The 25308-nt window shown below is 66.9% G+C and carries 22 protein-coding genes, 2 tRNA genes and 1 pseudogene; 17 read left to right on the top strand and 8 right to left on the bottom strand.

Features of this window, described 5'->3' with window-relative positions:
- Nucleotides 1–47 precede the first annotated feature (47 nt).
- The 12 genes and pseudogenes from dnaN to NI1_RS27100 form a co-directional block, all read left to right on the top strand.
- Nucleotides 48–1217 (top strand): DNA polymerase III subunit beta, encoded by a 1170-nt coding sequence (gene dnaN / locus NI1_RS27155; RefSeq protein WP_067826108.1) that lies wholly within the window; start codon nt 48–50, stop codon nt 1215–1217.
- A 140-nt stretch (nt 1218–1357) separates the two neighbouring features.
- On the top strand, nt 1358–2530 hold the full coding sequence (recF, locus tag NI1_RS27150) for a DNA replication/repair protein RecF (RefSeq protein ID WP_067826107.1): 1173 nt from the start codon (nt 1358–1360) through the stop codon (nt 2528–2530).
- Nucleotides 2531–2606: 76 nt separating this feature from the next.
- Nucleotides 2607–3200, top strand: a complete 594-nt coding sequence (locus tag NI1_RS27145; protein ID WP_067826106.1) for a DUF721 family protein — start codon at nt 2607–2609, stop codon at nt 3198–3200.
- Between the two features lie 445 nt (nt 3201–3645).
- On the top strand, nt 3646–5679 hold the full coding sequence (gyrB, locus tag NI1_RS27140; protein WP_084523782.1) for a DNA topoisomerase (ATP-hydrolyzing) subunit B: 2034 nt from the start codon (nt 3646–3648) through the stop codon (nt 5677–5679).
- A gap of 126 nt (nt 5680–5805) precedes the next feature.
- Entirely contained in the window at nt 5806–8319 is a 2514-nt protein-coding gene (gene gyrA / locus NI1_RS27135) for a DNA gyrase subunit A (protein ID WP_067826102.1), read from the top strand.
- A gap of 179 nt (nt 8320–8498) precedes the next feature.
- Nucleotides 8499–9305: a DUF3566 domain-containing protein gene (locus tag NI1_RS27130; protein ID WP_245663424.1), complete on the top strand. Its 807-nt coding sequence runs from the start codon at nt 8499–8501 to the stop codon at nt 9303–9305.
- A gap of 113 nt (nt 9306–9418) precedes the next feature.
- A tRNA-Ile gene (locus NI1_RS27125) sits at nt 9419–9492 on the top strand.
- A gap of 29 nt (nt 9493–9521) precedes the next feature.
- The gene (locus NI1_RS38950) at nt 9522–9629 is read left to right on the top strand and encodes a DLW-39 family protein (protein WP_218026833.1); all 108 of its coding nucleotides are present in this window, start codon (nt 9522–9524) and stop codon (nt 9627–9629) included.
- Nucleotides 9630–9657: 28 nt separating this feature from the next.
- Nucleotides 9658–9730: transfer RNA gene (locus NI1_RS27120), tRNA-Ala, on the top strand.
- Between the two features lie 64 nt (nt 9731–9794).
- Nucleotides 9795–10823, top strand: coding sequence for an adenylate/guanylate cyclase domain-containing protein (locus tag NI1_RS27115; RefSeq protein WP_169815645.1), 1029 nt, complete (start codon nt 9795–9797; stop codon nt 10821–10823).
- A gap of 347 nt (nt 10824–11170) precedes the next feature.
- Nucleotides 11171–12166 (top strand): ATP-binding cassette domain-containing protein, encoded by a 996-nt coding sequence (locus tag NI1_RS27105; RefSeq protein ID WP_067826095.1) that lies wholly within the window; start codon nt 11171–11173, stop codon nt 12164–12166.
- A gap of 8 nt (nt 12167–12174) precedes the next feature.
- Nucleotides 12175–13008 (top strand): annotated as a pseudogene (locus NI1_RS27100) (ABC transporter permease); the annotation flags it as partial.
- A 259-nt stretch (nt 13009–13267) separates the two neighbouring features.
- On the opposite strand, the gene glmS reads toward NI1_RS27100, so the two are convergent.
- Together glmS and NI1_RS27090 are read right to left on the bottom strand one after the other, a co-directional pair.
- Entirely contained in the window at nt 13268–15106 is a 1839-nt protein-coding gene (gene glmS / locus NI1_RS27095) for a glutamine--fructose-6-phosphate transaminase (isomerizing) (protein ID WP_067826093.1), read from the bottom strand.
- Nucleotides 15107–15121: 15 nt separating this feature from the next.
- The gene (locus NI1_RS27090) at nt 15122–15391 is read right to left on the bottom strand and encodes a hypothetical protein (RefSeq protein ID WP_067826091.1); all 270 of its coding nucleotides are present in this window, start codon (nt 15389–15391) and stop codon (nt 15122–15124) included.
- A 257-nt stretch (nt 15392–15648) separates the two neighbouring features.
- Between NI1_RS27090 and NI1_RS27085 the strand changes: the two genes are divergently transcribed.
- Together NI1_RS27085 and NI1_RS27080 are read left to right on the top strand one after the other, a co-directional pair.
- Entirely contained in the window at nt 15649–16176 is a 528-nt protein-coding gene (locus NI1_RS27085; RefSeq protein WP_067826381.1) for a peptidylprolyl isomerase, read from the top strand.
- A 27-nt stretch (nt 16177–16203) separates the two neighbouring features.
- On the top strand, nt 16204–17082 hold the full coding sequence (locus NI1_RS27080; RefSeq protein ID WP_067826089.1) for a rhomboid family intramembrane serine protease: 879 nt from the start codon (nt 16204–16206) through the stop codon (nt 17080–17082).
- Here NI1_RS27080 and NI1_RS27075 read toward each other — a convergent pair.
- Both NI1_RS27075 and crgA read right to left on the bottom strand, forming a co-directional pair.
- A complete protein-coding gene (locus NI1_RS27075; protein WP_067826087.1) occupies nt 17079–17513 on the bottom strand; it encodes a PH domain-containing protein in 435 nt (144 codons plus the stop codon). The two genes, NI1_RS27080 and NI1_RS27075, sit on opposite strands and share 4 nt — an antisense overlap.
- Nucleotides 17514–17586: 73 nt before the next feature.
- Entirely contained in the window at nt 17587–17853 is a 267-nt protein-coding gene (gene crgA, locus NI1_RS27070) for a cell division protein CrgA (protein ID WP_067717872.1), read from the bottom strand.
- A gap of 218 nt (nt 17854–18071) precedes the next feature.
- Between crgA and NI1_RS27065 the strand changes: the two genes are divergently transcribed.
- Genes NI1_RS27065 through NI1_RS27055 form a run of 3 tightly spaced genes read left to right on the top strand, consistent with a single transcriptional unit; the run spans nt 18072 to nt 19853 of the window.
- Entirely contained in the window at nt 18072–18710 is a 639-nt protein-coding gene (locus NI1_RS27065) for an aminodeoxychorismate/anthranilate synthase component II (protein ID WP_067826085.1), read from the top strand.
- On the top strand, nt 18707–19399 hold the full coding sequence (locus NI1_RS27060; protein WP_067826083.1) for a RibD family protein: 693 nt from the start codon (nt 18707–18709) through the stop codon (nt 19397–19399). Before NI1_RS27065 ends, NI1_RS27060 begins: the two co-directional genes overlap by 4 nt.
- Nucleotides 19392–19853, top strand: coding sequence for a cytidine/deoxycytidylate deaminase family protein (locus tag NI1_RS27055; RefSeq protein ID WP_067826081.1), 462 nt, complete (start codon nt 19392–19394; stop codon nt 19851–19853). Before NI1_RS27060 ends, NI1_RS27055 begins: the two co-directional genes overlap by 8 nt.
- A gap of 57 nt (nt 19854–19910) precedes the next feature.
- On the opposite strand, the gene pknB is transcribed toward NI1_RS27055, so the two are convergent.
- The 4 genes from pknB to NI1_RS27035 all read right to left on the bottom strand — a co-directional run.
- Nucleotides 19911–21815, bottom strand: a complete 1905-nt coding sequence (gene pknB, locus NI1_RS27050; RefSeq protein WP_067826079.1) for a Stk1 family PASTA domain-containing Ser/Thr kinase — start codon at nt 21813–21815, stop codon at nt 19911–19913.
- Nucleotides 21812–23371 (bottom strand): serine/threonine-protein kinase, encoded by a 1560-nt coding sequence (locus NI1_RS27045; RefSeq protein WP_067826077.1) that lies wholly within the window; start codon nt 23369–23371, stop codon nt 21812–21814. Before NI1_RS27045 ends, pknB begins: the two co-directional genes overlap by 4 nt.
- A 34-nt stretch (nt 23372–23405) precedes the next feature.
- On the bottom strand, nt 23406–24878 hold the full coding sequence (locus tag NI1_RS27040) for a peptidoglycan D,D-transpeptidase FtsI family protein (RefSeq protein WP_067826075.1): 1473 nt from the start codon (nt 24876–24878) through the stop codon (nt 23406–23408).
- A partial coding sequence (locus tag NI1_RS27035) for an FtsW/RodA/SpoVE family cell cycle protein (RefSeq protein WP_169815642.1) occupies nt 24875–25308 on the bottom strand: 434 nt, incomplete at its 5' end. The genes NI1_RS27035 and NI1_RS27040, both read right to left, overlap by 4 nt.

The raw sequence follows: 25308 nt of genomic DNA, 5'->3' as shown, positions 1-25308 counted from the left end.
TCGAGACGCACCGACCACGAACGACACTGGAGAGGACAGACCGGGCGATGGAGCTTGCAAGCATGAAGTTTCGAGTTGCTCGCGAGGACTTCGCCGATTCCGTGGCCTGGGTGGCTCGCAGCCTGCCCTCTCGGCCCCCGGTGCCCGTTCTGGGCGGCGTTCTTCTCGTAGCCGACGAGGACGGCCTGACGGTCTCCGGTTTCGACTACGAGGTCTCCGCGCAGATGCGGGTGGCCGCCGAGGTTGCCGGACCGGGCCAGGTGCTGGTCTCCGGGCGTCTGCTCGCCGACATCACCAAGGCGCTCTCCAACAAGCCGGTGGATGTCTCCGTCGACGGCACGCGCGTGCTCATCGCCTGTGGCAGTGCGAAGTTCTCGCTGCCCACCATGCCGGTCGAGGACTATCCCCAGCTTCCCGAACTTCCTCCCCAGACCGGCGAGCTCGGCGTGGATCTGTTCTCCCAGGCGGTCGGCCAGGTGGCCGTCGCGGCCGGTCGAGACGACACGCTCCCCATGCTCACCGGCATCCGGGTCGAGATCGAAGGCCCCAAGGTCGTACTCGCGGCCACCGACCGCTTCCGCCTCGCCGTGCGCGAGCTGGAATGGCAGCCCGGTCGCGCCGATGTGGAGACCGCGGTCCTGGTCCCGGCCCGCACCCTGTCCGAGGCCGGTAAGACGCTCGGTGCGTCCGATCAGCCCGTGCAATTGGCCTTCGGCACCGGCTCCGACGGCCTGCTTGGCATCGTGAACGGCGGCCGCCGCACCACCACCCGCCTGCTCGATGCCGAATTCCCCAAGTTCCGCCAGTTGCTCCCCAAGGAGCACACCTCCGTCGCCACCCTGACCGTGAGCGCGCTGACCGAGGCCATCAAGCGTGTGGCCCTGGTGGCCGAGCGCGGCGCCCAGGTGCGGATGGAGTTCTCCGAGGAGGGCGTGCTGCTCTCCGCCGGTGGGGACGACGCGGGTCGCGCCGAGGAGTGGCTGGATGCCGACTTCCGCGGTGAGCCGCTGACCATCGCCTTCAACCCGGGCTACCTGCTGGACGGCCTGTCCGCGCTGCACAAGGACAAGGTGACCTTCGGTTTCACCACCCCCAGCCGTCCGGCCGTCTTCGTGCCGGCACCGGAGGAGGAGCTGGAGCCGCTGGAGTCCGGGGCCTTCCCGGCGCTGTCGAGCAGCTTCATCTACCTGCTGATGCCGGTCCGGCTGCCGGGCTGATCGTTCGAGAGTCGACACGGTGCTGTGCACACTGTTGACAAACCTGTGAAAAACTCGGCCCGACTGGGAGTTTCGCGGCGTCTTCGTGCTGCTTCCCCAGGTCGGGCCGGGTTTTCCCCAGCCACGATGGGCTGATCCACATGTATGTGCGCGCGCTGTCGCTGCGTGATTTCCGGTCCTGGGAGGCCGCGGAGCTGGAGTTATCACCAGGCAGAACGGTCTTCCTGGGGTCGAACGGGAATGGCAAGACCAACCTGATCGAGGCCATCGGCTACTTGTCCACACTCGGTTCCCACCGGGTATCGGCCGACGCCCCGCTGATTCGCATCGGCGCCGCCAAGGCTCGGGTCGGGGCCACCGTGGTGAACACCGGGCGCGAGCTGCGGGTGGACATGGAGCTCAATCAGGGCAGCGCCAATCGCGCGCAGATCAATCGTTCGCCGGTGCGCCGGACCCGGGAGATCCTGGGGATTCTCCAGACGGTGCTGTTCGCGCCGGAGGACCTGTCGCTGGTCCGGGGCGATCCGTCCGAGCGCCGGCGCTTCCTGGACGAGCTGGCCACGGCGCAGTTGCCGCGGCTCGCCGGGGTGCGCGCGGATTACGAGAAGGTGCTGCGGCAGCGCTCGGCCCTGCTGAAAACCGCTGGGCGGCACGCGCGTTCGGGGTCGCGGGGTGCGGAGCTGAGCACCCTGGACGTGTGGGACGGGCATCTGGCGGCGCACGGCGCGGTGCTGCTGGCGCAGCGGCTGCGGCTGGTCCACGAACTTTATCCACATCTCGCACAGGCCTATGGATCGATCGCGCCGGAGTCGCGACCTGCGACGATCGGCTATCGAAGCGGCACGCTCCCAACGGAATTCCTCGATCCCATGCGTACTCCACAGGCTGAGGATGCCGAGCAGCTCGAAGCGATCTTGTTGCGGGAGTTGGGGATTGCCCGGCAGAAGGAACTGGAGCGCGGGGTCTGCCTGGTCGGCCCGCACCGCGACGATCTGGACCTGATGCTGGGTTCGGCGCCCGCCAAGGGTTTCGCCAGTCACGGCGAATCCTGGTCCTTCGCACTGGCTTTGCGGCTCGGGGCATTCGAATTGCTGCGCAGTGCGGGCACCGATCCGGTGCTCATCCTCGATGACGTCTTCGCCGAACTGGATCGCCGCCGGCGCACCGCGCTGGCCGCCGTGGCCGCCGGGGCCGAGCAGGTATTGATCACCGCCGCGGTTCCGGAGGACGTGCCGGCCGAACTCGAAGCCGCTCCGATGCGGGTCGAGACCACCGGCGAGGCCGACCATCGCGCGTCGCGTATCGCGAGCTGACCATCGTGCCGTGATGTTGTCGGTGGGATGGGGCAGAATCCTCGGTGAAGCGCGGGTCCGAGGAAAGGTGTTGTGAATGGCTGACCAGCCGGAATCACCCGAATCCAGTTCTCCTGCCGCCAACTCCGGCGCCACCGGTCCCGGTGCCGAGCCCGAACTGCGCGGTGTCGACCTCGCGCGGCGTGCGCTCGAAGAGGCCCGGGCGGCCGCGCGGGCGGCGGGCAAGTCGGTGGGCCAGGGGAGGGCCTCGCCGCGCAAGGGCGGGGTGCGCGCACTGCGCCGCCGGAGCGGTTGGTCGGGTGCGCATCCGGACGAACGCGACCCCCAGTCCCTTTCGTCACTGACGATGAAGCTGGCCAAGGGCCGCGGCTGGTCGGGCAAGGTCGCCGAGGGCACCGTGTTCGGCCGCTGGTCCGCGGTGGTGGGGGAGGACATCGCCTCGCATGCCCAGCCCATCTCGCTGGAGAACGGGATCCTGAGCGTGCAGGCGGAATCGACCGCTTGGGCGACCCAGCTCCGCATGTTCCAATCCCAGATCCTGGCGAAGATCGCGGCGGCCGTCGGCAACGGCGTGGTCACCCAGCTGCGCATCAACGGCCCGACCGCGCCGAGTTGGCGCAAGGGCGAGCGGCACATCAAAGGCCGCGGCCCGCGCGACACGTACGGATAGGCCCTACTTCGCGTCGGCGGGTGGTGGACTGTCGTCAACTCGGCCCGAAGGGGTCAGGGGGCGAAGCCCCCGGGAGTTACGAGAGTCGGTGGTTTCACGTGGAACGTTCGCGTGATCGCCGAGCACCCCGTCGCTACCGGTTTCCGCGCACCGGCGTGAACGGCCGCTGAAGGTCTCGGGACCCCCCATCCCTATGACGGGACTTATTGATGGTCGATTTCACGCACGTACGTCGCACACAGGGGTGTCATAGGTGCATTCTGTGTCGGTCGTACCAGTAGGATGGGGGAGTAACTAGCGGCGATACCTCCCGGCGCGTTCAGCGACAGGTCGCCCGTGGGCTCCGTAACTCTCGAGCAGACACTCCCGAGGGACCCCACGTGTGCCGTCCGCCCCGATGCCTGGTGGATCAGCAAGTAAGGAGAGCTACCGACCAGTGGCTGCCATGGACTCCAACGAAGACGGCGCGAACCAGTCGAAGTCAGGCAATTACGACGCCTCCTCCATCACCGTGCTCGAGGGCCTCGAGGCGGTGCGCAAGCGGCCCGGCATGTACATCGGTTCCACCGGTGAGCGGGGTCTGCACCACCTGGTTTGGGAGGTCGTCGACAACTCGGTCGACGAAGCGATGGCCGGATACGCCTCGCGGGTCGACGTCACCCTGCTCGCCGACGGCGGCGTCGAGGTCGTCGACGACGGCCGTGGTATCCCGACCGGCATGCACGCCCAGGGCATCCCCACCATCGAGGTGGTCATGACCCAGCTGCACGCCGGCGGCAAGTTCGACTCCGACTCCTATGCGGTCTCCGGTGGTCTGCACGGCGTCGGCATCTCCGTGGTGAACGCGCTCTCCACCCGGCTCGAGGCCGAGGTGGACACCGCGGGATTCCACTGGACCCAGGAGTACAAGGACGCCAAGCCCGGCAAGCTCTTCCAGGGCGAAGCCACCAAGCGCACCGGTACCACCATCCGCTTCTGGGCCGACCCGGAGATCTTCGAGACCACCACCTACAACTTCGAGACGGTCGCCCGCCGGCTCCAGGAGATGGCGTTCCTGAACAAGGGACTCACCATCACCCTCACCGATCAGCGGGTGAGCGAAGGCGACATCACCGACGAGGTGGTGAGCGATACCGCCGAGGCGCCCAAGCACCTCGACGAGAACGCCCCGGTCGCCGAGCCGAAGGTGAAGACCCGGACCTACCACTACCCGGGCGGTCTCGAGGATTACGTCAAGCACATCAACCGGACCAAGACCGCGATCCACAATTCGATCGTCGGCTTCACCGGTAAGGGCACCGGGCACGAGCTCGAGGTGGCCATGCAGTGGAACTCGGGTTACTCCGAGTCCGTGCACACCTTCGCCAACACCATCAACACCCATGAGGGCGGCACCCACGAAGAGGGTTTCCGCGCCGCGCTCACCACGGTGGTGAACAAGTACGCGAAGGACAAGAAGCTCCTCAAGGAGAAGGAAGGCAACCTGACGGGTGACGACATCCGTGAGGGCCTGGCCGCCATCGTCTCGGTGAAGGTCGCCGACCCGCAGTTCGAGGGTCAGACCAAGACCAAGCTCGGCAATACCGATGTGAAGGGCTTCGTGCAGCGCACCTGCAACGAGCACCTGACGCACTGGTTCGAGGCCAACCCGGCCGACGCCAAGACGATTGTGCAGAAGGCGGTTTCGTCCGCGCAGGCGCGGGTGGCCGCGCGGAAGGCGCGAGAGCTGGTGCGGCGCAAGTCCGCCACCGATCTCGGTGGCCTGCCGGGCAAGCTCGCCGACTGCCGCTCCAAGGATCCGAGCAAGTCCGAGATCTACATCGTGGAGGGCGATTCCGCCGGTGGTTCGGCCAAGTCCGGCCGCGACTCGATGTACCAGGCCATCCTGCCGCTGCGCGGCAAGATCATCAACGTCGAGAAGGCGCGCATCGACCGCGTGCTGAAGAACACCGAAGTCCAGTCCATCATCACGGCTTTCGGCACCGGCATCCACGACGAGTTCGATATCGCCAAGCTGCGGTATCACAAGATCGTGCTGATGGCCGACGCCGACGTGGACGGCCAGCACATCTCGACGCTGCTGCTCACCCTGCTGTTCCGTTTCATGCGCCCGCTGGTCGAGCACGGTCACGTGTATCTGGCCATGCCGCCGCTGTACAAGCTCAAGTGGCAGCGGTCCGAGCCGGAGTTCGCCTACTCCGACCGGGAGCGCGACGGACTGCTGGAGCGCGGTCTGGCGGCCGGTAAGAAGATCAACAAGGACGACGGCATCCAGCGCTACAAGGGTCTCGGTGAGATGAACCCGAAGGAGCTGTGGGAGACCACCATGGATCCGAGCGTGCGCGTGCTGCGCCTGGTGACCCTCGACGACGCCGCCGCGGCCGACGAGCTGTTCTCCGTCCTGATGGGTGAGGACGTCGAGGCTCGCCGCAGCTTCATCACCCGGAACGCCAAGGACGTGCGGTTCCTCGACGTGTAGTCGGGCCGGCTCTCGGGACTCTCAGGGGCTTCGCCCCAGAACCCCCGAGAGATCCGGGGGCTGCGCCCCTAGGCCCCGCTTCCACGTTCGGAACCCACCCAAAAGACTTCCCACGGAGACCAATTCATGACTGAGATCGAACTTCCCCCGTCGGGTGGCGACCGCATCGAGCCGGTCGACATCCAGCAGGAGATGCAGAACTCCTACATCGACTACGCCATGAGCGTGATCGTCGGGCGCGCGCTGCCCGAGGTGCGCGACGGCATGAAGCCGGTGCACCGGCGCATTCTCTACGCGATGTACGACAACGGGTACCGGCCGGACCGCGGCTACGTGAAGTCCGCGCGCCCCGTCGCCGACACCATGGGTAACTACCACCCGCACGGCGACTCGGCCATCTACGACACCTTGGTGCGTATGGCGCAGCCGTGGGCGCTGCGGTACCCGCTGGTCGACGGCCAGGGCAACTTCGGTTCGCGCGGCAACGACGGCGCGGCCGCCATGCGCTACACCGAGTGCCGGCTGACCCCGCTGGCGATGGAGATGCTGCGCGAAATCGACCACGAGACGGTCGATTTCATCCCCAACTACGACGGCAAGACCCAAGAGCCCGTCGTCCTGCCGAGCCGGGTGCCCGCCCTGCTCATGAACGGCTCCAACGGTATTGCCGTCGGTATGGCGACGAACATCCCGCCGCACAACCTGACCGAGCTGGCCGAGGCCATCTACTGGGCGCTGGACAATCACGAGGCGGACGAGGAGTCCACCCTCGCGGCCTGCATGGAACGGGTGAAGGGTCCGGACTTCCCGACCTCCGGTCTGATCGTCGGCACCCAGGGCATTCACGACGCGTACACCACCGGCCGCGGTTCGGTGCGCATGCGCGGCGTCGTGGAGATCGAGGAAGACAGCCGTGGTCGCACCACGATCGTCATCACCGAGCTGCCCTACCAGGTCAATACCGACAACTTCGTCAATGCCATCGCCGAGCAGGTGAAGGACGGCAAGATCGCGGGCGTCTCCGACATCCACGACGAGTCCTCCGACCGCGCCGGGCTGCGCATCGTGGTGACGGTCAAGCGCGACGCCATCGCCAAGGTCGTGCTGAACAACCTGTACAAGCACACCCAGTTGCAGACCTCCTTCGGCTGCAACATGCTCTCGATCGTCGATGGGGTGCCGCGCACGCTGCGCCTGGATCAGATGATCCGGCTGTACGTGAACCACCAGCTCGAAGTGATCATCCGGCGCACCAAGTACCTGCTGCGCAAGGCCGAGGAGCGGGCCCACATCCTGCGCGGTCTGGTCAAGGCGCTGGACAAGCTGGACGAGGTCATCGCCCTGATCCGCCGCTCGGCCGATACCGAGACCGCGCGCACCGGCTTGATGCGGTTGCTGGAGATCGACGAGATCCAGGCCACCGCCATCCTCGATATGCAGCTGCGCCGCCTCTCCGCGCTGGAGCGGCAGAAGATCATGGACGAGTTGGCCAAGATCGAGGCCGAGATCGCGGACCTGAAGGACATTCTGGCCAAGCCGGAACGCCAGCGCGCCATCGTCCGTGACGAATTGCGGGAGATCGTCGACAAGTACGGCGACGACCGGCGCACCAAGATCATCGCGGCTGACGGCGACGTGCAGGACGAGGACCTGATCGCACGCGAGGACGTGGTCGTCACCATCACCGAGACCGGCTACGCCAAGCGCACCAAGACCGATCTGTACCGGTCGCAGAAGCGCGGCGGCAAGGGCGTGCAGGGTGCGGGGCTGAAGCTGGACGACGTCGTGTCGCACTTCTTCGTCACCTCCACCCACGACTGGCTGCTCTTCTTCACCAACCTCGGCCGCGTCTACCGCGCCAAGGCGTACGAGCTGCCCGAGGCCATGCGCACCGCGCGCGGCCAGCACGTGGCGAACCTGCTGGCCTTCCAGCCGGACGAGAAGATCGCCCAGGTCATCCAGCTCAAGACCTACGAGGACGCGCCGTACCTGGTGCTGGCCACCCGCAAGGGCCTGGTCAAGAAGTCCAAGCTGACCGATTTCGACTCCAACCGCTCCGGCGGCATCGTCGCGGTGAACCTGCGCGATGGTGACGAATTGGTCGGCGCGGCACTGTGTTCGGCGGAGGACGACCTGCTGCTGGTCTCGGCGCACGGTCAGTCCATCCGCTTCTCCGCCAACGACGAGGTGCTGCGTCCCATGGGCCGCGCCACCTCCGGCGTGCAGGGCATGCGTTTCAATGCCGACGATGAACTGTTGTCGCTCAACGTGGTTCGCGACGAAGAGGGCATCTACCTGCTTGTCGCGACGGCGGGTGGGTACTCCAAACGCACGGCCATCGGCGAGTACACCGCCCAGGGTCGTGGCGGCAAGGGTGTATTGACCATTCAATACGACGAGAAACGTGGCAGTCTGGTCGGTGCGCTCATCGTCAACGACGAGGATGAGCTGTACGCGATCACCTCCGGCGGCGGTGTCATTCGCACCGCGGCGAATCAGGTTCGCAAAGCGGGACGCCAAACCAAGGGCGTGCGATTGATGAACCTGGGAGAAGGCGATACGTTGCTCGCGATCGCGCGTAACGCGGACGAGCCCGACCAGGTGGCCGAAGATGACACCAGCGGTTCGGCGAAGCAGTAGTTTCACCACAGCAGCGGCGGCACAAGGAATCGAAGGATTCACCATTGACCACGAATCAGCCGAATGACCAGCGCGGTCATGCCAATGGCGTGACCGAGAGAATCGCCCCGTCTCCGATTCCGCCGCGCCCCATCCCGCGGCCGGGCGCCGGTGAGGGCGGTGCGCCGCAATCTCCCGAAATGTCGGACCAGTCCGGTGATTTCGGACAGGCACCGCTGAGTGATCCGACCGAGGTGACCGCTCCCGAAGCGGCCGAACCCGCAGCGGGTTCGCCGTACCAGGAGGGCGGCTGGTCCCAGCTGCCGCAGCGGGAACCGCAATCCAACCTGTACCGGCCCGGCCAGGCCCCGACCACCGGCCGGCCCGGCGGCGTCGGCCTGAATGCCGGTGTCTCCAACGCGCGTACGACCGCCGACCTGGCGGCCAAGGCGGCGCGCAAGGAGGCCGCGATGGTGAAGTCCGTCGGTATCGACGGACCGACCCGCAGCATCGCGCGCCCGGAATTGGTGAAGGATCTGCCGGACCTGTCCGAGATCCGGCATCCGCTGCCGCCGCCGGAGCCCATTCCGGTGGCCGGTCCGGTGTCGCCGTCCGCCCCCGCGGCGGTGGCGGCCGCGGCGGCCACGGGTGAGCCGCTGCGCGCGACAGTCCAACTGCGCCATATCGATCCGTGGTCCACGCTGAAGGTGTCGCTGGTGATCAGCGTCGCCATGTTCTTCGTGTGGATGCTCGCGGTCGGCCTGCTGTACCTCGTGCTGGAAGGCATGGGTGTGTGGGAGCGGCTGAATTCCACGTTCACGGACATGGTTTCGGACAGCTCCTCCTCCGCGCTCATCGATGCCGGCACGGTCTTCGGTTATGCGGGTGTCATCGGTCTGATCAATGTGGTGCTTCTGACCGCGCTGTCGACCGTGGGCGTATTCGTCTACAACCAGTGCACCGACTTGGTCGGCGGCATTCAGGTAACCCTGGCCGACCCCGACTAGATCATTGCTTCCAACGCCCGGTCAGCAGCCCGCTGACCGGGCGTTTTGGTTATCGGCGCGCGGGTGCGGTAATCTTCTGCGCGGCCCGAGAGAAACACTCGAGCCGACGATGAGGGCCTATAGCTCAGGCGGTTAGAGCGCTTCGCTGATAACGAAGAGGTCGGAGGTTCAAGTCCTCCTAGGCCCACTCCCGAACATCACAGTAGGGTGGGATTCATGAAATTTCTCCTCACGATCGGCGTCGTCGCCGCGGTGATCTTCGGAATCAGCAAGCTTCGCCAGCGCAGTGACGCGGACCTCTGGCACGAGGTCACCACGCGCTGAATCCAGGCTTCCGGGTTCTCCCGGATCAGGGGCCTTAGCTCAATTGGCAGAGCACTGCCTTTGCAAGGCAGGGGTTAGGGGTTCGATTCCCCTAGGCTCCACTTCTTTCGGCTGTGACACGGAACATCACGCCGATTTCCCTCAGGATCTGCCCGTAAGGTGGCGATCATGGCCTCCACTGAGATCTCCGAACTCGTTCAGTCCGTGGTGGAGCCATACCTGCTCGGCGGTTCGCGCAAGTACAACCGGCGGGAAGTGTCGGAGCTGACCGGCATGCCGAATTCCATGACCCGGCGGCTATGGGTTTCGCTGGGTTTCCCGGCCGATCCGGATGACGATGCGCTCGAATACAGCGACTCCGATATCGAGGCCGCCAAGACCTTCAGCAAATTGCACGTACTCTCCTCCGCCGATATGCACCGGCAGACCACCGCGGCGCGCACGCTGGGCAGGTCGATGGCGCGGCTGGCCGAGTGGCAGGTGGATCTGGTGGCCGAGGAGATCCTGGATCGGATCGCCACCATCACCCGCGAGGATCCGGCGGCCGATCCCGAACAGGTGGCGCGCGAAGCCACCGAGGCGGTCATCAACGAATTCGAAGCGCTGCAACGGTATGCGTGGCGGCGGCACCTGGATGCCGCGCTGGCGCGGTCGCTGGACGAAGGCGCGGTCGCGGGGGACACCATCCGGTCGATGGCCATCGGATTCGCCGATATGGTCGGCTACACGCGACTCACCCGGCATTTGGAGCCGGACGAATTGTCCGCACTGCTGGAGGCTTTCGAGACGGCCACCAGCAATGCCATCGTCGCCAATGGCGGGTGGGTGATCAAGAACGTCGGTGACGAAGTCATGTTCGCGGCCAATACCGCCAAGGACGGCGCGCGCATCGCCCTCGCCGTGCAGGAGGCGGCGACCGCGTCGCACGGTGTCACCCAGGAACTTCGGGTCGGTTTGGCCTACGGCGAGGTGTTGCAGCGGTTCGGGGATCTGTACGGGTCGGTGGTGAATGTGGCCGCGCGGCTCACCGGTGTGGCGCGGCCGGGCACGGTGCTGGTGGACGACGGCGCGGCCGCGGCGATCGCCGATGATCCGGAGTTCGAGCTGCGGCATCTGGCGACCGTGCGGGTGAAGGGGATCAACCGGCTGCACGGGCATGTGTTGCGCCGCAATGTGATTCGCCCCCTGGTCTAGATATGGGGGCGGGCCTCGGCGAAGGGGGGGAGTTAGCCGAGGCCCGCGTAGGTCGGCCCGGGGGGGAGGGGCCGACGAAATCGATCCTACGCGACGAAGACCTTTTGTGTGGGCATCAGGGGTGGGCGTTCCAAGATTTTTTACCGGAAAAAGTGTCGTACCCCGGTGCGAGGATCTCCAGGTGACCGGAAGGCGTATGCGCGACGCGGAAACTGCATGACTTTTTTGCCGGAATTGGGCAATACTGGCCCATAGTGTCCGGTCTTGTTCGGCGTATTTTCGCAGTTCAGAGGCCATGCGTAGTTCGAAGCGATTGCGTAGTGAACCTACGAGACATCAGGAGAGTCATGCCCGACGCAATAGTCGCCGAGGGTCTGGTCAAGAAGTACGGCCGCTTGGTCGCCCTCGACGGACTCGATCTCAGTGTTCCGGAAGGAACAGTCACCGCCCTGCTCGGTCCGAACGGCGCGGGTAAGACCACCGCCGTCCGGGTCCTCACCACCCTGCTCATCCCGGACTCCGGCCGCGCCACCGTCGCCGGCGTGGACGTTCTGAAGGATCCGCAGCTGCTGCGTTCGCGCATCGGCACTTCCGGTCAGTACGCCGCCGTCGACGAATACCTCACGGGCTTCGAGAATTTGGAGATGGTCGGCCGCCTGTACCACATGGGCGTGGCGCGCTCGAAGGAACGCGCGCGCGAGCTGCTGGACCGCTTCCGGCTCTCCGATGCCGCCGACCGCCCGGTCAAGGGTTACTCCGGCGGTATGCGCCGGCGGCTCGACCTGGCCGGCGCGCTGGTCGCGAATCCGCCGGTGTTGTTCCTGGACGAACCCACCACCGGCCTGGATCCCCGTGCGCGGCTTGACCTCTGGGATGTGATCGAGGAGCTGGTCGCGGGCGGCACCACGCTGCTGCTCACCACCCAGTACCTGGAGGAGGCCGACCGGCTGGCCGATTCCATCGCCGTCATCGACCACGGCAAGGTCATCGCCGAGGGCACCTCCGACGAACTCAAGGCCATGGTCGGCGGCGACCGCATCGAACTCGTTGTGGACCATGTGGATTCGCTGCCCATTGCCCGGCAGGCGCTGGAAGGGCTGGCGCAGGGCGAGATTCGGCTGGAGCCGGGGCTGCGCCGGATCATCGTTCCCGTCAACGACGGTTCGCAGGCGCTGGTCGACGCGATCGGGCAGCTCACCAAACATGAAGTGTCCATTCACGATGTCGGCCTGCGCCGGCCCTCGCTCGACGATGTGTTCCTGTCGCTGACCGGGCACGAGGCCGAGGAGCTCGTGAACGGTTCCGGTAAGGGCGAATTGGCGAAGGAGGGGCAGCACCGATGAGTGCGACCATGGGGATCGCGACCAAACCGTCGCTGGGGCAACGCGCGGTCATGTTGGTCAACGACAGCCTGACCATTACCAAACGCAATGTCATCAAGATCAAGCGCGTGCCGGACGTGCTGATCTTCACCACGCTCTCGCCGATCATGTTCGTGCTGTTGTTCGCGTACGTGTTCGGCACGGCCATCGATGTGCCGGGGCTGGAGGGTGGTTATCGGGAGTTCTTGCTGCCCGGCATCTTCGCGCAGACCGTGGTGTTCGGCGGGACGTTCACCGGGCTCAGCCTGGCCGAGGATATGCAGAAGGGGATCATCGACCGGTTCCGGTCGCTACCCATGGAACCGGCGGCGGTGCTGATCGGCCGGACCGCGGCCGATGTGGTGATCAATGTCGTCAGCCTGGTGGTGATGTCGCTGGCGGGTCTGCTGGTCGGCTGGCGGATTCGGGGGTCGTTCCTGGACGCGGTGCTGGCGTATCTGCTGCTGTTGCTCTTCGCCTACGCGATCTCGTGGATCATGGCGGTCTTCGGTTTGATGGTGCGGGCACCGGAGGTCTTCAACAACGCGACCTTCATGGTGATCTTCCCGCTGACCTTCTTGGCGAACACCTTCGTGCCGCTGGACAAGCTGCCCGCGCCGTTGAAGCTGTTCGCGGAGTGGAATCCGGTGTCGGCGCTGACGCAGGCTTGCCGACAGCTGTTCGGCAATACCAGCTCTGCCTTCCCGCCCCCGGATACCTGGTCCATGCGGCATCCGGTGGCGACGACCCTCATGTGGGTCGTGGGCATCTTGGTGGTGTTCGTACCCCTGGCTGTGCGCCAGTACAAGCGTTCCGTCAGCCGCCGACCGAGCGGGGCGGGGGCCGAGCCCCCGGACCTCCTCAGTGAGCCGCTGACAAACTCGGTGCGGAACCGTTGCGCGAGTATCCGAGGCGCGGCGGTTCCGCTGCCGGGGCGGAGGGTTGCGGCCGGCGACCCACGAAGATCGCTACCACCGCACCCACCGCCGCCACCAGAGCCGCCGCGATTGTCCATTTACGAAATGTCCCCAGCTCCATCCGACCACTGTGACACAGCAATGGATTTCGCGCATCAACCGTCAGCTACTCGACGGTAACGCTCTTGGCCAGGTTGCGCGGCTTGTCCACATCGCGGCCCAGGGCGATGGCGGTGTGATACGCCAGCAGCTGGAGCGGAATGGTCAGGATGATGGGATCGAGTTCGGTGCCGACCTTCGGCACTCGAATCACCGCATCCGCCAGACCATCCGGGATATCGGCGTTGGTGACCGCGATGACCGGCCCGCCGCGCGCCTTGATCTGCTCGATGGTGGTGATGTTCTTGGCCAGTAGTTCGTCATCGGGCACCAGCACCACGCTGGGCATTTCCGGATCGATCAGGGCGAGCGGGCCGTGCTTGAGTTCGGAGCCCTGGTACGCCTCGGCGTGAATGTAGGAGATCTCCTTCAGCTTCTGCGCGCCCTCGCGGGCCACCGGCCACATCCGGACCCGGCCGATGAAGAACATGCTGCGCGCCTTGGCATATCGGGCCGCGACATCCGCGATGGTCTTCTCGTCGGCGAGCACCGCCTCGATGGCATCGGGGAGCGCGCGCAGGCCGTTCACGATGCGCTCGCCCGAGGCGGCCGACAGGTCCCGCACCCGGCCCAGCAGCAGCGCCAGCATGGCGAACGAGACGGTCATATTGGTGAGCGCCTTGGTCGAGGCGACCGAGACCTCCGGTCCGGCGTGCAGGAACACCCCCGCCCCGCATTCGCGGGCGATGGCGCTGCCGACCACATTCACCGCACCGATGACCCGGCCGCCCTTGCGCTGCAATTCCTGAACGGCCGCAAGGGTATCCAGGGTCTCGCCGGACTGGCTGATGGCGATGTACAGGGCATCCGGATCGACCACCGGATTGCGGTAGCGGAACTCCGAGGCCGGTTCGGCGGTGGCGGGGATGCGCGCCAGCTCCTCGATCAGCTGCGCGCCGAGCTGGCCGGCGTAATAGGCCGAGCCGCAGCCCAGGAACACCACCTTGGTGATGCCGCGCAGTTCGCGCGCGTCCATGTTCAGTCCGCCCAGCACGGCGGTGGCGAAGCGTTCGTCCAGGCGGCCGCGCAGGGCCCGGCGCACCGCCTCGGATTGTTCGGCCATCTCCTTGGCCATGAAGTCGGGGTAGCCGCCGAGCGCGTAGTCCTCGGCCGCCATCGCGATGGTGGTCGGGATCTTGTCGGTGCGGCGCGCCTCGAGTCCCAGTGTGCTGGTGCGGAATTCGCCCGCGCGCACGGTGGCGAGCTCGCCGTCGTCGAGGAAGACCACGCGCTGGGTGTGGTGCACGAGCGCGGCCACATCGGAGGCGACGAACATCTCGCCGTCGCCGACGCCGAGCACGATGGGGGAGCCGTTGCGGGCCACCACCAGTTCGTCGGGGCGGCGGGCGTCCAGCACCAGCAGGCCGTAGGTGCCCTGCACCCGGTACAGCGCGGTGCGGACGGCGTCTTCCAGGGATTCGGCGTCGTCGAGCGCGGCGGCGATCAGGTGCGCGATGGCCTCAGTGTCGGTGTCGGAGAGGAACTCCACCCCGGCCGCGGTGAGTTCGGCGCGGAGTTGTTCGGCGTTCTCCACGATGCCGTTGTGCACCACGGCGATCCGGCCGGAGCCGTCGGTGTGCGGGTGCGCGTTGGCGTCGCTGGGTTCACCGTGGGTGGCCCAGCGGGTGTGCGCGATGCCGACATTGCCGCGCAGGCGGGCGCCCTCGGCGTCGACGCGATTGCGCAGATCCTGGACCCGGCCCTGGGTTTTGGTGATGCGCAGCCGGCCGCGATGCGGGATGGCCAGGCCCGCCGAGTCGTAGCCGCGGTACTCGAGCCGGTGCAGGCCCTCCAATAGGACCGGAACAGCATCCCGATGCCCGATGTATCCGACGATTCCACACATTGCGGGACGGACTCCTCACCCGTAGACGATGCGACGCAGTTGGCGTTCGGTGAATTCGGGGGACGCGACCGGGCGGTGAGCCAGCTCTTCGGCGATCCGCTGCCAGATCTCGGCATTACGGAGCTGACGACCCTGTAGTTCGGCATGTCTGCGGCGCACGAACTGCTCGGCGGTCTCGTCGAAGTACCCGACGATGTCTGCGACCACCCGGGCCGCGACCGCACCGGGTAAACCCGTGGAGGCCGCGACATGGCGGACCAGATCGACCGGAACCCCGTCATTCACCCGACCGAGCCTGCCTTGCCGACGCGGTTTCGACAACTTGCGTGCCCGAATTCGGGCAGAGAATCACACGCCTTCGCCGCTCCGCGTCTTCGGGCGGGACTCGAGCGCCCCCATCGGCCGCAAGCGGTCGATCCGGTGGCGGGTTCGCCCGTCCCCGACGAGTTACCCGGCTCGGCGCGAAATCGCAGTCACCTTCGCGAACGTTCCCTGGCCTGCCGTCGGCTTCGTGCCGGGCAGCAACACCTAGGCTGGTGCGCGTGACCTCACCGAATCAGACCGCCGTGGCCACGTTGCACACCAACCATGGCGACATCAAGATCTCGCTCTTCGGTAACCACGCTCCCGCCACCGTCCGGAATTTCCTGGGCCTGGCCGACGGCACCGCGCCGTACACCAAGCAGAACGCGTCGGGCACCGATTCGGGACCGTTCTACGACGGCAGCACCTTTCACCGGGTGATCGAGGGATTCGTCATCCAGGGCGGCGATCCGACCGGGAGCGGGCGGGGCGGGCCGGGGTACGAGTTCAAGGACGAGTTCCATCCGGAGCTGCGGTTCGATCGGCCGTACCTGCTGGCCATGGCGAACGCGGGGCCGGCGACGAACGGTTCGCAGTTCTTCATCACCCTCGCGCCGCAGCCGACGCTGAATCGCAAGCACACCATTTTCGGTGAGGTCATCGACCCGGACTCGCGCAAGGTGGTGGACGAGATCGGCGCGGTCGCGGTGGATCGCAACGACCGCCCCAAGGACGAGGTCGTGATCTCCGGGATCACCATCTCCTGAATCCGGCCCGACGCGAAGAGAACTCACATGGATCAGTACCAGCCCGCACCGACCTGTTTCAGACATCCGGACCGGCCCACCGGCCTGGCCTGTACCCGGTGCGGGCGTCCGTCCTGCCCCGAATGCCTCACCGCCGCCGCGGTCGGGCAGCACTGCGTGGAGTGTTATCAACAGGGCCGCGACCAGGTCCGGCCGGTGCGCAACGCGGCGGGGGTGGCCACCGGGCAGCAGCGGCCGCAGCCGTATGTGACCTGGGCGCTCATCGCGATCAATGTGCTGGTCTTCGCCGTCACGGCGGTGCAGGCGCACAGCGTGATGGACAACCAGCGTTCACAGCTGTTCTTCGACTGGGTGCTGATCCCCGGATTCGTCGGCGAGGGCGAGTGGTGGCGGGCCGTCGGATCCGGCTTCCTGCACTACGGCATCCTGCACCTGGCCGTGAACATGTTCGCGCTGTACGTGCTCGGCCCCTACTGCGAGATCGCGCTGGGCCGGGTGCGTTTCCTGGCCGTGTATCTGGTGTCGCTGCTGGGCGGTTCGGCCGCGACGGTGCTGTTCTCGTCCGAGCTGACCGCTTCGGCGGGCGCGTCGGGGGCGATCTACGGGTTGTTCGGCGCGGTCGCCATCGTCATGTTGCGGACGCGGCAGAACCTCACCCAGATCCTGGTACTCCTGTTGATAAACCTGGTGATCACGTTCTCGGTGCCGGGCATCTCCATCTGGGGACACCTGGGCGGATTGCTCGCCGGCACCGTCGCAACCGTCGGGATTCTCTACCTGCCGACCTGGTTGAAGGCCCGTGACCTGCGCACGGCTTCGATCATCGGCTGGGTGACGGTCGCGACGGTAGCGCTGATCGAGGTCCTGCTGATCGTGCTGACGGCCCCGACCGGGGTTGTGTATTAACCGAGATGGGCGCGGAGCGTGTCGAGGACTTCCTCGGGGCGCTCGCCCAGATCCCACCGCCCGAAGACGATGAGCTTCTCATCCCCGTCGTGGTTCAAATCCAGCTCCAGCATCGGCGTCTTGCGGCCGAGGCGGCGGTAGTAGACCACGCGGGCGCGCAGCACCTGCTGCGCGGAGTACCGCTGCGGCCCGGACACCCCGCCGATCACCAGCGGCTGCGGGGTCCCGGGTTCGATGGACAGGCGCGGCCGCTGCCGGAATCCCATTCCGGCCGATACCAGCAGGCCCAGCGCGGCCAGGCCGATCAGTACCTTGCCGGCGCCGTCATCGGTGATCACCGCCGCACCGGCCAGAATCACGCCGCCGACCGCGCACGCGATCAAGGCGGCGGGGGGTGTGGACCACGCGAGTCGGGAGTCGGTCGAAGTCACTGTCCCCACTCCGTCCTCGAGTTGTCCACAAGGTCATCCACAGGTGTGTATGAATAACAATGATGTAAGGCACTCATCGCCAGCGCATGGTCATGATCAGACCGACCACCATGAGGCCGAATCCGATCAAGAAGTTCCACGCGCCGAGATCGTTCATCCAGGTGATGTGCTCCGCGGCCAGGTAGTAGACCAGCAGCCAGGCCAGGCCCGCGAGCATGAAGCCCAGCATGATGGTGACGTACCAGACCGGCGACGGACCGGCCGCTTTGACGCGCACCGGAGTGCGGCTAGCCGGGTTGATCGTGTAATCGGTCTTCTTCCGGACCTTCGACTTGGGCATGGCTCCTCCGCCTCTCCGGGACTTCAGCGCATGGCTGAGTGCCGTCGACATTCTTGCATGCGTGCCGGCGGTGGCTGCCGACCCGATTCTGGGCGTGGCCCAGGAGTTACCCCGAGCGTCGCGAAATCAGTTGTCACGGCCGCCTACGCTCACGGTAGTTACTCCACATAGTAGGTATTGCCCGGGACTCTCGCGTGCCCGCCCATTAGTCTCGGTGTATGCGTGTACTGGTCGTCGACAACTACGACAGCTTCGTGTTCAACCTGGTCCAGTATCTCGGACAGCTCGGGGCCGAAGCCGTGGTCTGGCGTAATGACGATGCGCGGCTCGCGGACGTGGATCAGGTCGTCCAGGACTTCGACGGGGTGTTGATCAGCCCGGGACCGGGTTCGCCGGATCGGGCGGGGCGCAGTATCGATCTGGTGCATGCCGCCGCGCGGCATGAAACGCCGCTGCTGGGTGTGTGCCTGGGGCATCAGGCGATCGGGGAGGCGTTCGGCGCGACCGTGACTCGGGCGCCCGAGCTGCTACACGGCAAGACCAGCGAGGTCTTCCACATCGGAGCGGGCGTGCTGGCGGGTCTACCGGATCCGTTCACCGCCACCCGCTATCACTCGCTGACCGTGGTCGAGGAGACCATGCCGCCGGAGCTGGAGGTGCTGGGGCGCACCGAATCCGGCATCGTGATGGCGCTGCGGCACCGCACGCTGCCGATCCACGGGGTGCAGTTCCATCCCGAATCGGTGCTGACCCAGGGCGGGCACCGGATGCTCGCCAACTGGCTGGGCGTGTGCGGGGAACGGCCCGCCGAGGGCCTGGTGCAGACGCTCGAGGCGGAGGTCGCGGCGCTGGTATGAGCGAATCGGCGCGGCCGCGCGTGCTGCTGTCGGTGGCGGTCAGCGTCGACGGTTATATCGACGATGCGTCGCCGGATCGGTTATTGCTCTCCAACGCGGCCGATTTCGATCGCGTGGACGCCCTGCGCGCCGACTCCGACGCGGTGCTCATCGGGGCGGAGACGCTGCGCCGGGACAATCCGCGGCTGCTGGTGAACAGCGCGGATCGGCGTTTGCGGCGGGTCGCGGACGGTAAACCCGCGTATCCGCTGCGGGTGATCGTCACCGCGCGCGGGGATCTGGATACCGGGCTGAAGTTCTGGCACAGCGGCGGCGAAAGACTGGTCTACACCACTGATTCCGGGGCGGCGAAGCTCGGTGACTCACTCGCCGGGCTGGCGGATGTCGTATCGCTGGGCGCGGCAATAGATTTCGGTGAACTCCTCGACGACCTCGGGAAACGTGATGTCGAACGGCTAATGGTGGAAGGCGGGGGATCCATTCACACCGCTTTCCTGTCTGCCGGGCTGGCCGACGAGATACGCATGGCGATAGCGCCTTTGGTCGTCGGCGACCCGGCCGCCCCGCGCTTCCTGGGTCCCTCGGATTTCCCCGGCGGCCCCAACCACCGGATGCACCTGGCCGATGTCAGCCGGATCGGCGACATCGCACTGCTGCGCTATCTGCCGAAGGAGGAGTCGGATGTCTGACGAATTGCGTTCGGACCGCGGCTGGATGCGGCATGCCATCGGGTTGGCGCGCCTGTGCCCGCCGAGCGAGACCGCCTTCTCGGTGGGCGCAGTGATCGTCGGCGCGGACGGCGTGGAGATCATCCACGGCTGGTCGCGCGAGACCGACGAGAAGGTGCATGCCGAGGAATCGGCGCTGAACAAGCTCGCGCCGAACGATCCGCGCCTGCCGCACGCCACCATCTACAGCACCCTGGAGCCTTGTTCGCGGCGCGCGAGTCAGGACCGTTCGCCGTGCACGGATCGCATCTTGCAGGCGGGTATTCGCCGCGTGGTCATCGCCTGGCGGGAGCCGGGCACCTTCGTCGACAACTGCGAAGGCGTGGAGCGACTGCGGGACCACGGCGTCGAGGTCGTCGAACTCCCGGACCTCGCCGACGAGGCCATGTCGATGAATCGGCATCTGCGGCTCTGAAAGACGAAAGCCGCACTCCCGGTGGGAAGTGCGGCTCCGACGGCTACCGGTAACCGATCACGGCGGACCGAGCGACAGCACGCCGGTGGTGATGGTGACCGTCTGCGTCTTGCCGATGGACGATCCCGCCGTCGGCTGCTGGCTCACGATCCGCCCGACCTCGCCGGTGTTCAGCGTGTTCTGCTGCGCCTGGGTGATCTGCCCGTTCCAGCCCTTCTGCCGCAACGCGTCCGCGGCCTGCGAGGGGGTCAGCCCGATCAGGCTGGGCATGGTGATCTGATCACCGGTGGAGACCTGCACGGTCACCGTGGAACCCTTGTCCGCCATCGTCCCCGCCGCCGGATTGGTGGCGATGACGGTGCCCTTGGCCTGCGAGTTCGGTACTTCCTGGATGCTCACCTTGAACCCGGAGCTGTCGACCAGGTTCGGTTGCGCCACATCGATGTTCTGCCCCACCACATCCGGCACCCGGACCTTCTCCGGCCCGGAGCCGAGGGTGATGGTGACCTGCCCGCCGGCGTCGGTCTTCTGGCCCTCACCCGGGATCTGGGTGGTGACCTTGTCCTTGTCCTCGGCGCTGGAGGCTTCGCGCTTCACGTCCGGATTCATTTGCAGGCCGATCGAATTCAGCTTCTGCTCGGCCTGTTGCTGGCTGAGTCCGGCCAGCCGCGGCACCACGACCTGGGCGGGGCCGGTGGAGACCTGGAGGGTGACCGTCTGTCCCTTGTCGATGCGGGAGCCGCCGAGCGGCTGGGTGGCGATCACATTGCCCGCCGCCACTTTGCTGTCCGGTTTCTCCTGGATAGCCACGCTGAAGCCGGCCTTCTCCAGATCCCGTTGCGCCAGTGCGGAATTCTTGTTGGCCAGCTCGGGCACCGTCACCTGGTCGGGGCTGGCGCCGGGGCCGACCAGCACCCACAGCAGGGCCGCGATCAAGGCCACGGCCGCGGCCGCTCCGCCCGCGATCAGCACCGTGCGCCGGGAGCGCTCGGGTTCGACGAGCTCCTGTTCGGTGGTGTCGTCGCGGCGTTCGATGGTGCGGTAGCTGCGCGGCGGCGGCAGATCGTCGTCGAGGAAGTCGTTGCGGTCCTGATCGCTCATCACGATGGGCGCGGTGGGCTTCTGCCCGCCCAGCACCCGGATCAGGTCGGCGCGCATCTCGGCCGCGGTCTGATACCGATTGGCCGGGTTCTTGCTCATGGCCTTGAGCACGACCGAATCGAGTTCGCGCGGCACCGTGGGATGCACGTGCGAGGGCAGCCGCGGATCCTCCCGGACGTGCTGGTAGGCGACCGCGACCGGGGAATCACCGGTGAAAGGCGGTTCGCCGGTGAGGATTTCGTAGAGCACGCAGCCGACCGAGTACACGTCCGAGCGCGCGTCGACCTGCTCGCCGCGCGCCTGCTCGGGGGAGAGGTACTGGGCGGTGCCGATGACGGCCGCGGTCTGGGTCATCGGATTGGAGCTGTCGGCGATGGCCCGGGCGATGCCGAAGTCCATCACCTTCACCGCGCCCGCGCGATTGATCATGATGTTGGCGGGCTTCATATCCCGGTGCACGATGCCGTTGCGGTGCGAGAAGTCCAGCGCCGCACAGACATCGGCGATGATCTCCATGGCCCGGCGGGGCGCCATCGGCCCCTTGCCACGCACGATATCGCGCAGCGTGTCGCCGTCCACGTACTCCATCACGATGTACGGCAGCGGCCCGCCGTCGACCTCGGCCTCGCCGGTGTCGTAGACGGCCACGATGGCCGGATGGTTCAGCGCCGCCGCGTTCTGCGCCTCGCGTTTGAAGCGCAGATAGAACGTGGGGTCCCGGGCCAGATCCGCGCGCAGCACCTTGATCGCCACATCGCGGCCGAGCCGCAGATCGCGCGCCTTGTGCACCTCGGACATACCGCCGAACCCGATGATCTCACCCAGCTCATAGCGAGACGAGAGATTCTTCGGGGTCGTCATGGCAGTCCTTGCTCGGGCAGGGGCAGTGAGTTATTGCTCTGACCACGTATTCCGGCTCCCCCCGGGAAGGGGAAGGTCGGTATCTCGATTGTGGGCCGCACGGGCTTGGTGGTCGACGCCGCCCCGGCCGTGGTGGTCGGCTCCACCGGTTTGGTGGTCTTGGGGACGGTGGTCGACGGCTTGGTGGTGGGCGGCTGCGTGGTCGGCGGCACCGTGGTGGTCGGCGGCTCGTAGGTGGTGGTCGGCGGCTCGTAGGTGGGCGGCACCACCGGTTTCTCCCACGTGGTGGTGGGCGGCGGGGTGGTCGTGGTGGAGGGCACCACCGGCGGCACCACGACGGCGCTGGTCTTGGTGGCCGGCGGCGTCTCGGTGGTATTGCTCGACAGCAGTACGAAAGCGGCTGCGGCGCCGAGGATCAGCGCGCCCACCCCGAGACCAGCGACGGCCTTCTGATTGTTGGTGAACCGGCCGCCGCCCTCGTCGCCGGCGAACGGCGTGATGGTGGTGGGGCCGACCGGGTGCTGTGCCCCGGACAACATGACGGTCTGTCCCTCACCGGCGCCCGGCGGCGGCCCGGACTGCCGCATGGGCTGCGGCGGGGTGGGATAGCGCGTGGTGGCCTGATCGGACCGCATGCCCGGAATGATCATGGTGGGTCCGGGCGGCAGCACCCGGGTGGCGCCGGTGGGCGGCACCGCCGGAATTCCGCCGGGCGGGGTCGGTCTGCGCCCCGAGCGCACCGCGGCCACCGCATCGGCGAACTCGCCGCCGTTGGTGTAGCGCTGCGCCGGATCCTTGGCCATGGTGATCTCGATCAGCTCGCGCACGTTCGGCGGCAGATCCGAGGGCAGCGGCGGCGGGGTGTCGCGCACATGCTTCATCGCCACCGTCAGCGCGCCGTCGCCGGTGAACGGCCGGGCGCCCGAAAGCGCTTCGTAGCCGACCACTCCCAGCGAATACACGTCCGAGGCCGCGGTCGCGTCCTCACCGGTGGCCTGCTCGGGCGCGATGTACTGGGCGGTGCCCATCACCATGCCGGTCTTGGTCACCGGGGAGGCGTCCACCGCCTTGGCGATGCCGAAGTCGGTGATCTTCACCTGACCGGTCGGCGTCACGAGGATATTGCCGGGCTTCACATCTCGATGCACCACGCCCGCGGCGTGCGCCACCTGTAGCGCCCGCCCGGTCTGCTCCAGCATGTCCAGGCCCTGCATGACCGAGAGCCGGTTCAACCGGTTCAGCACCGCGTTCAGCGGTTCGCCCTGCACCAATTCCATGACCAGATAGGCGGTTTCGCCGCCGGACGGATCCATGGTCTCGCCGTAGTCGTAGATCCCCGCGATACCGGGGTGATTGAGCTGCGCCGTCGTCCGCGCCTCGGTCCGGAACCGATGCCGGAAGGTCGGATCCGCGGAGAACTCCGCCTTGAGCACCTTCACCGCGACCCGGCGATCGAGCCGGGTGTCGAGCGCTTCCCAGACCTGACCCATGCCGCCGGTGGCGATCAGCCGCTGTAGCCGGTACCGGTCCGCGATCATCGCACCGTTGTTCAGCATTCGAGTCCCCGTCTACCTTGCACCTTCATGTCGTTCAGCCCCCCAGTCCGGCATCGAGCACCGCGCGCGCGACCGGCGCGGCCACCGAGCCACCGGTGGCGGCCAGCGCCCGGTCACCGCCGTTCTCGACGATGACCGCGATCGCGATCTTCGGGTTCTGTGCCGGCGCGAAGGCGATGTACCAGGCGTGCGGCGGGGTGTTGCGCGGGTCCGAACCATGTTCGGCGGTCCCGGTTTTCGATGCGATCTGGTAGGAGCGCGGCGCCGTGCCGCCCTGCGTGTTCTTCTCCGATTCGATCATCAGCGCGGTCAGCTGGGACGCGACCTGGGCACTGACCGCCTGCCCGACCGACATCGGCTTGACGGTCTCGAGCGTGCTCAGATCCGGCGCCGTCAGCTGATCCACCAGGTGCGGTTGCATCCGCACCCCGCCATTGGCCACGGTGGCCGCGATGACCGCGTTGTCCAGCGGCGTGATGGCCACATCGCGCTGTCCGATGCTGCTCTGCCCGAGCGCGGCATTGTCCCCGATGGTGCCGACGGTGCTGTTGGCCCAGGGAATCGGAATGGACGGATGCTCGCCGATGCCGAACGCGGCCGCCTCGTCCTTGAGTTTCGCGGCCCCCACCTTGATACCGAGGTCCACGAAAGCGGTGTTACACGAGTACTTGAACGCGTCGGTCAGCGCAGCGGTGGGCGCGTCGCCCGGGCCGCAGTGGCTGCCGTTGTAATTCTCCAGCGTGGTCTCGGTGCCCGGCAGCGTGGTGCGCGGCGCGGCATTGAGCTGATCCTCCGGCTTGGCGATGCCATTGGAGAGCGCGGCCGCGGTCACCACCACCTTGAAGGTCGAGCCGGGCGGATAGGTCCGCGACACAGCGCGATTCATCATCGGCTCGTTGGGGTCGTTGGCCAGCGAGGTGTAGGCGTTCTTCTCGGTGGCGGCATCGTGGCTGGCCAGCAGGTTCGGATCGTAGGACGGCGTGGACACCATGGTCAGGATGCGCCCGGTGCTCGGCTCGATGGCCACCACCGAACCGGTGTAACCCTTGGCGGTCAGCTGCTCGTAGGCGACCTTCTGCATGACCGGGTTGATGGTGGTGATCACGTTGCCGCCGCGCGGATCCCGGCCCGAGATCATATCGATCAGCCGCCGCCCGAACAGCTGATTGTCGGAGCCGTTGAGCACCGAGTCCTCGGCCCGTTCGATGCCGTTGCTGCCGTAGTTCATCGAGTAGAAGCCGGTGACGTTCGCGTAGGCGAACGGATCGGTCGGGTAGGTGCGCAGGTACTTGTAGCGGTCGTCGGTCTCGACCGAACTCGCGAGCACCGTGCCCTGCGCGGAGATCTGGCCGCGCTGGCGGGCGTACTCGTCCAGCAGCACCCGCCGGTTGCGGGAGTCGCTGCGCAGTTCGTCGGCCTTGTAGACCTGGACGTAGGTGGCATTGGCGAGCAGGGCGACGACCATCACCATGACGGCCATGGCTACGCGGCGCAGCGGTGTGTTCACGCGGCTCCCCCCTTGGGTCGGCGCACGAGTTCGGTGGGCGCGTCGGCGATCGGCTCCGCCACCCGCTTGCGGGCCGGGATCGGCGCGCGGGCCGCATCCGAGATCTTGATCAGCAGGGCCAGCAGCGCGTAGTTGGCCAGCAGCGACGAACCACCGTAGGAGACGAAGGGAGTGGTGAGACCGGTCAGCGGGATCAGTTTGGTGACGCCGCCGACCACCACGAACAATTGGATGGCGATGGTGAAGGCCAGGCCCGCGGCCAACAGCTTGCCGAAGCTGTCGCGAATGGCCAGTGCGGTGCGCAGCCCGCGCACCACGAAGATGGTGAAGAGCATGAGCACGGCGGCCAGCCCGATCAGGCCCAGCTCCTCGCCGATGGTGGTGATGATGAAGTCGGTCTTGGCGAACGGCACCTGCGAGGGCCGCCCGG

The sequence above is a fragment of the Nocardia inohanensis NBRC 100128 genome, assembly GCF_001612945.1.
Taxonomy (GTDB): domain Bacteria; phylum Actinomycetota; class Actinomycetes; order Mycobacteriales; family Mycobacteriaceae; genus Nocardia; species Nocardia inohanensis.
The sequence above is the reverse complement of the archived record's forward strand: the minus strand, read 5'-3'. Positions and strand labels throughout refer to the sequence as shown.

Coding starts and splice junctions, on each gene's coding strand:
- gyrA (WP_067826102.1), top strand. CDS start 5,806: ATGACTGAGATCGAACTTCCCCCGTCGGGTGGCGACCGCATCGAGCCG.
- NI1_RS38950 (WP_218026833.1), top strand. CDS start 9,522: ATGAAATTTCTCCTCACGATCGGCGTCGTCGCCGCGGTGATCTTCGGA.
- NI1_RS27055 (WP_067826081.1), top strand. CDS start 19,392: ATGTCTGACGAATTGCGTTCGGACCGCGGCTGGATGCGGCATGCCATC.
- NI1_RS27105 (WP_067826095.1), top strand. CDS start 11,171: ATGCCCGACGCAATAGTCGCCGAGGGTCTGGTCAAGAAGTACGGCCGC.
- crgA (WP_067717872.1), bottom strand. CDS start 17,853: ATGCCCAAGTCGAAGGTCCGGAAGAAGACCGATTACACGATCAACCCG.
- gyrB (WP_084523782.1), top strand. CDS start 3,646: ATGGACTCCAACGAAGACGGCGCGAACCAGTCGAAGTCAGGCAATTAC.
- NI1_RS27080 (WP_067826089.1), top strand. CDS start 16,204: ATGGATCAGTACCAGCCCGCACCGACCTGTTTCAGACATCCGGACCGG.
- glmS (WP_067826093.1), bottom strand. CDS start 15,106: ATGTGTGGAATCGTCGGATACATCGGGCATCGGGATGCTGTTCCGGTC.
- NI1_RS27045 (WP_067826077.1), bottom strand. CDS start 23,371: ATGCTGAACAACGGTGCGATGATCGCGGACCGGTACCGGCTACAGCGG.
- NI1_RS27060 (WP_067826083.1), top strand. CDS start 18,707: ATGAGCGAATCGGCGCGGCCGCGCGTGCTGCTGTCGGTGGCGGTCAGC.
- NI1_RS27145 (WP_067826106.1), top strand. CDS start 2,607: ATGGCTGACCAGCCGGAATCACCCGAATCCAGTTCTCCTGCCGCCAAC.
- NI1_RS27130 (WP_245663424.1), top strand. CDS start 8,499: ATGTCGGACCAGTCCGGTGATTTCGGACAGGCACCGCTGAGTGATCCG.
- pknB (WP_067826079.1), bottom strand. CDS start 21,815: ATGACGACCCCGAAGAATCTCTCGTCTCGCTATGAGCTGGGTGAGATC.
- NI1_RS27065 (WP_067826085.1), top strand. CDS start 18,072: ATGCGTGTACTGGTCGTCGACAACTACGACAGCTTCGTGTTCAACCTG.
- dnaN (WP_067826108.1), top strand. CDS start 48: ATGGAGCTTGCAAGCATGAAGTTTCGAGTTGCTCGCGAGGACTTCGCC.
- recF (WP_067826107.1), top strand. CDS start 1,358: ATGTATGTGCGCGCGCTGTCGCTGCGTGATTTCCGGTCCTGGGAGGCC.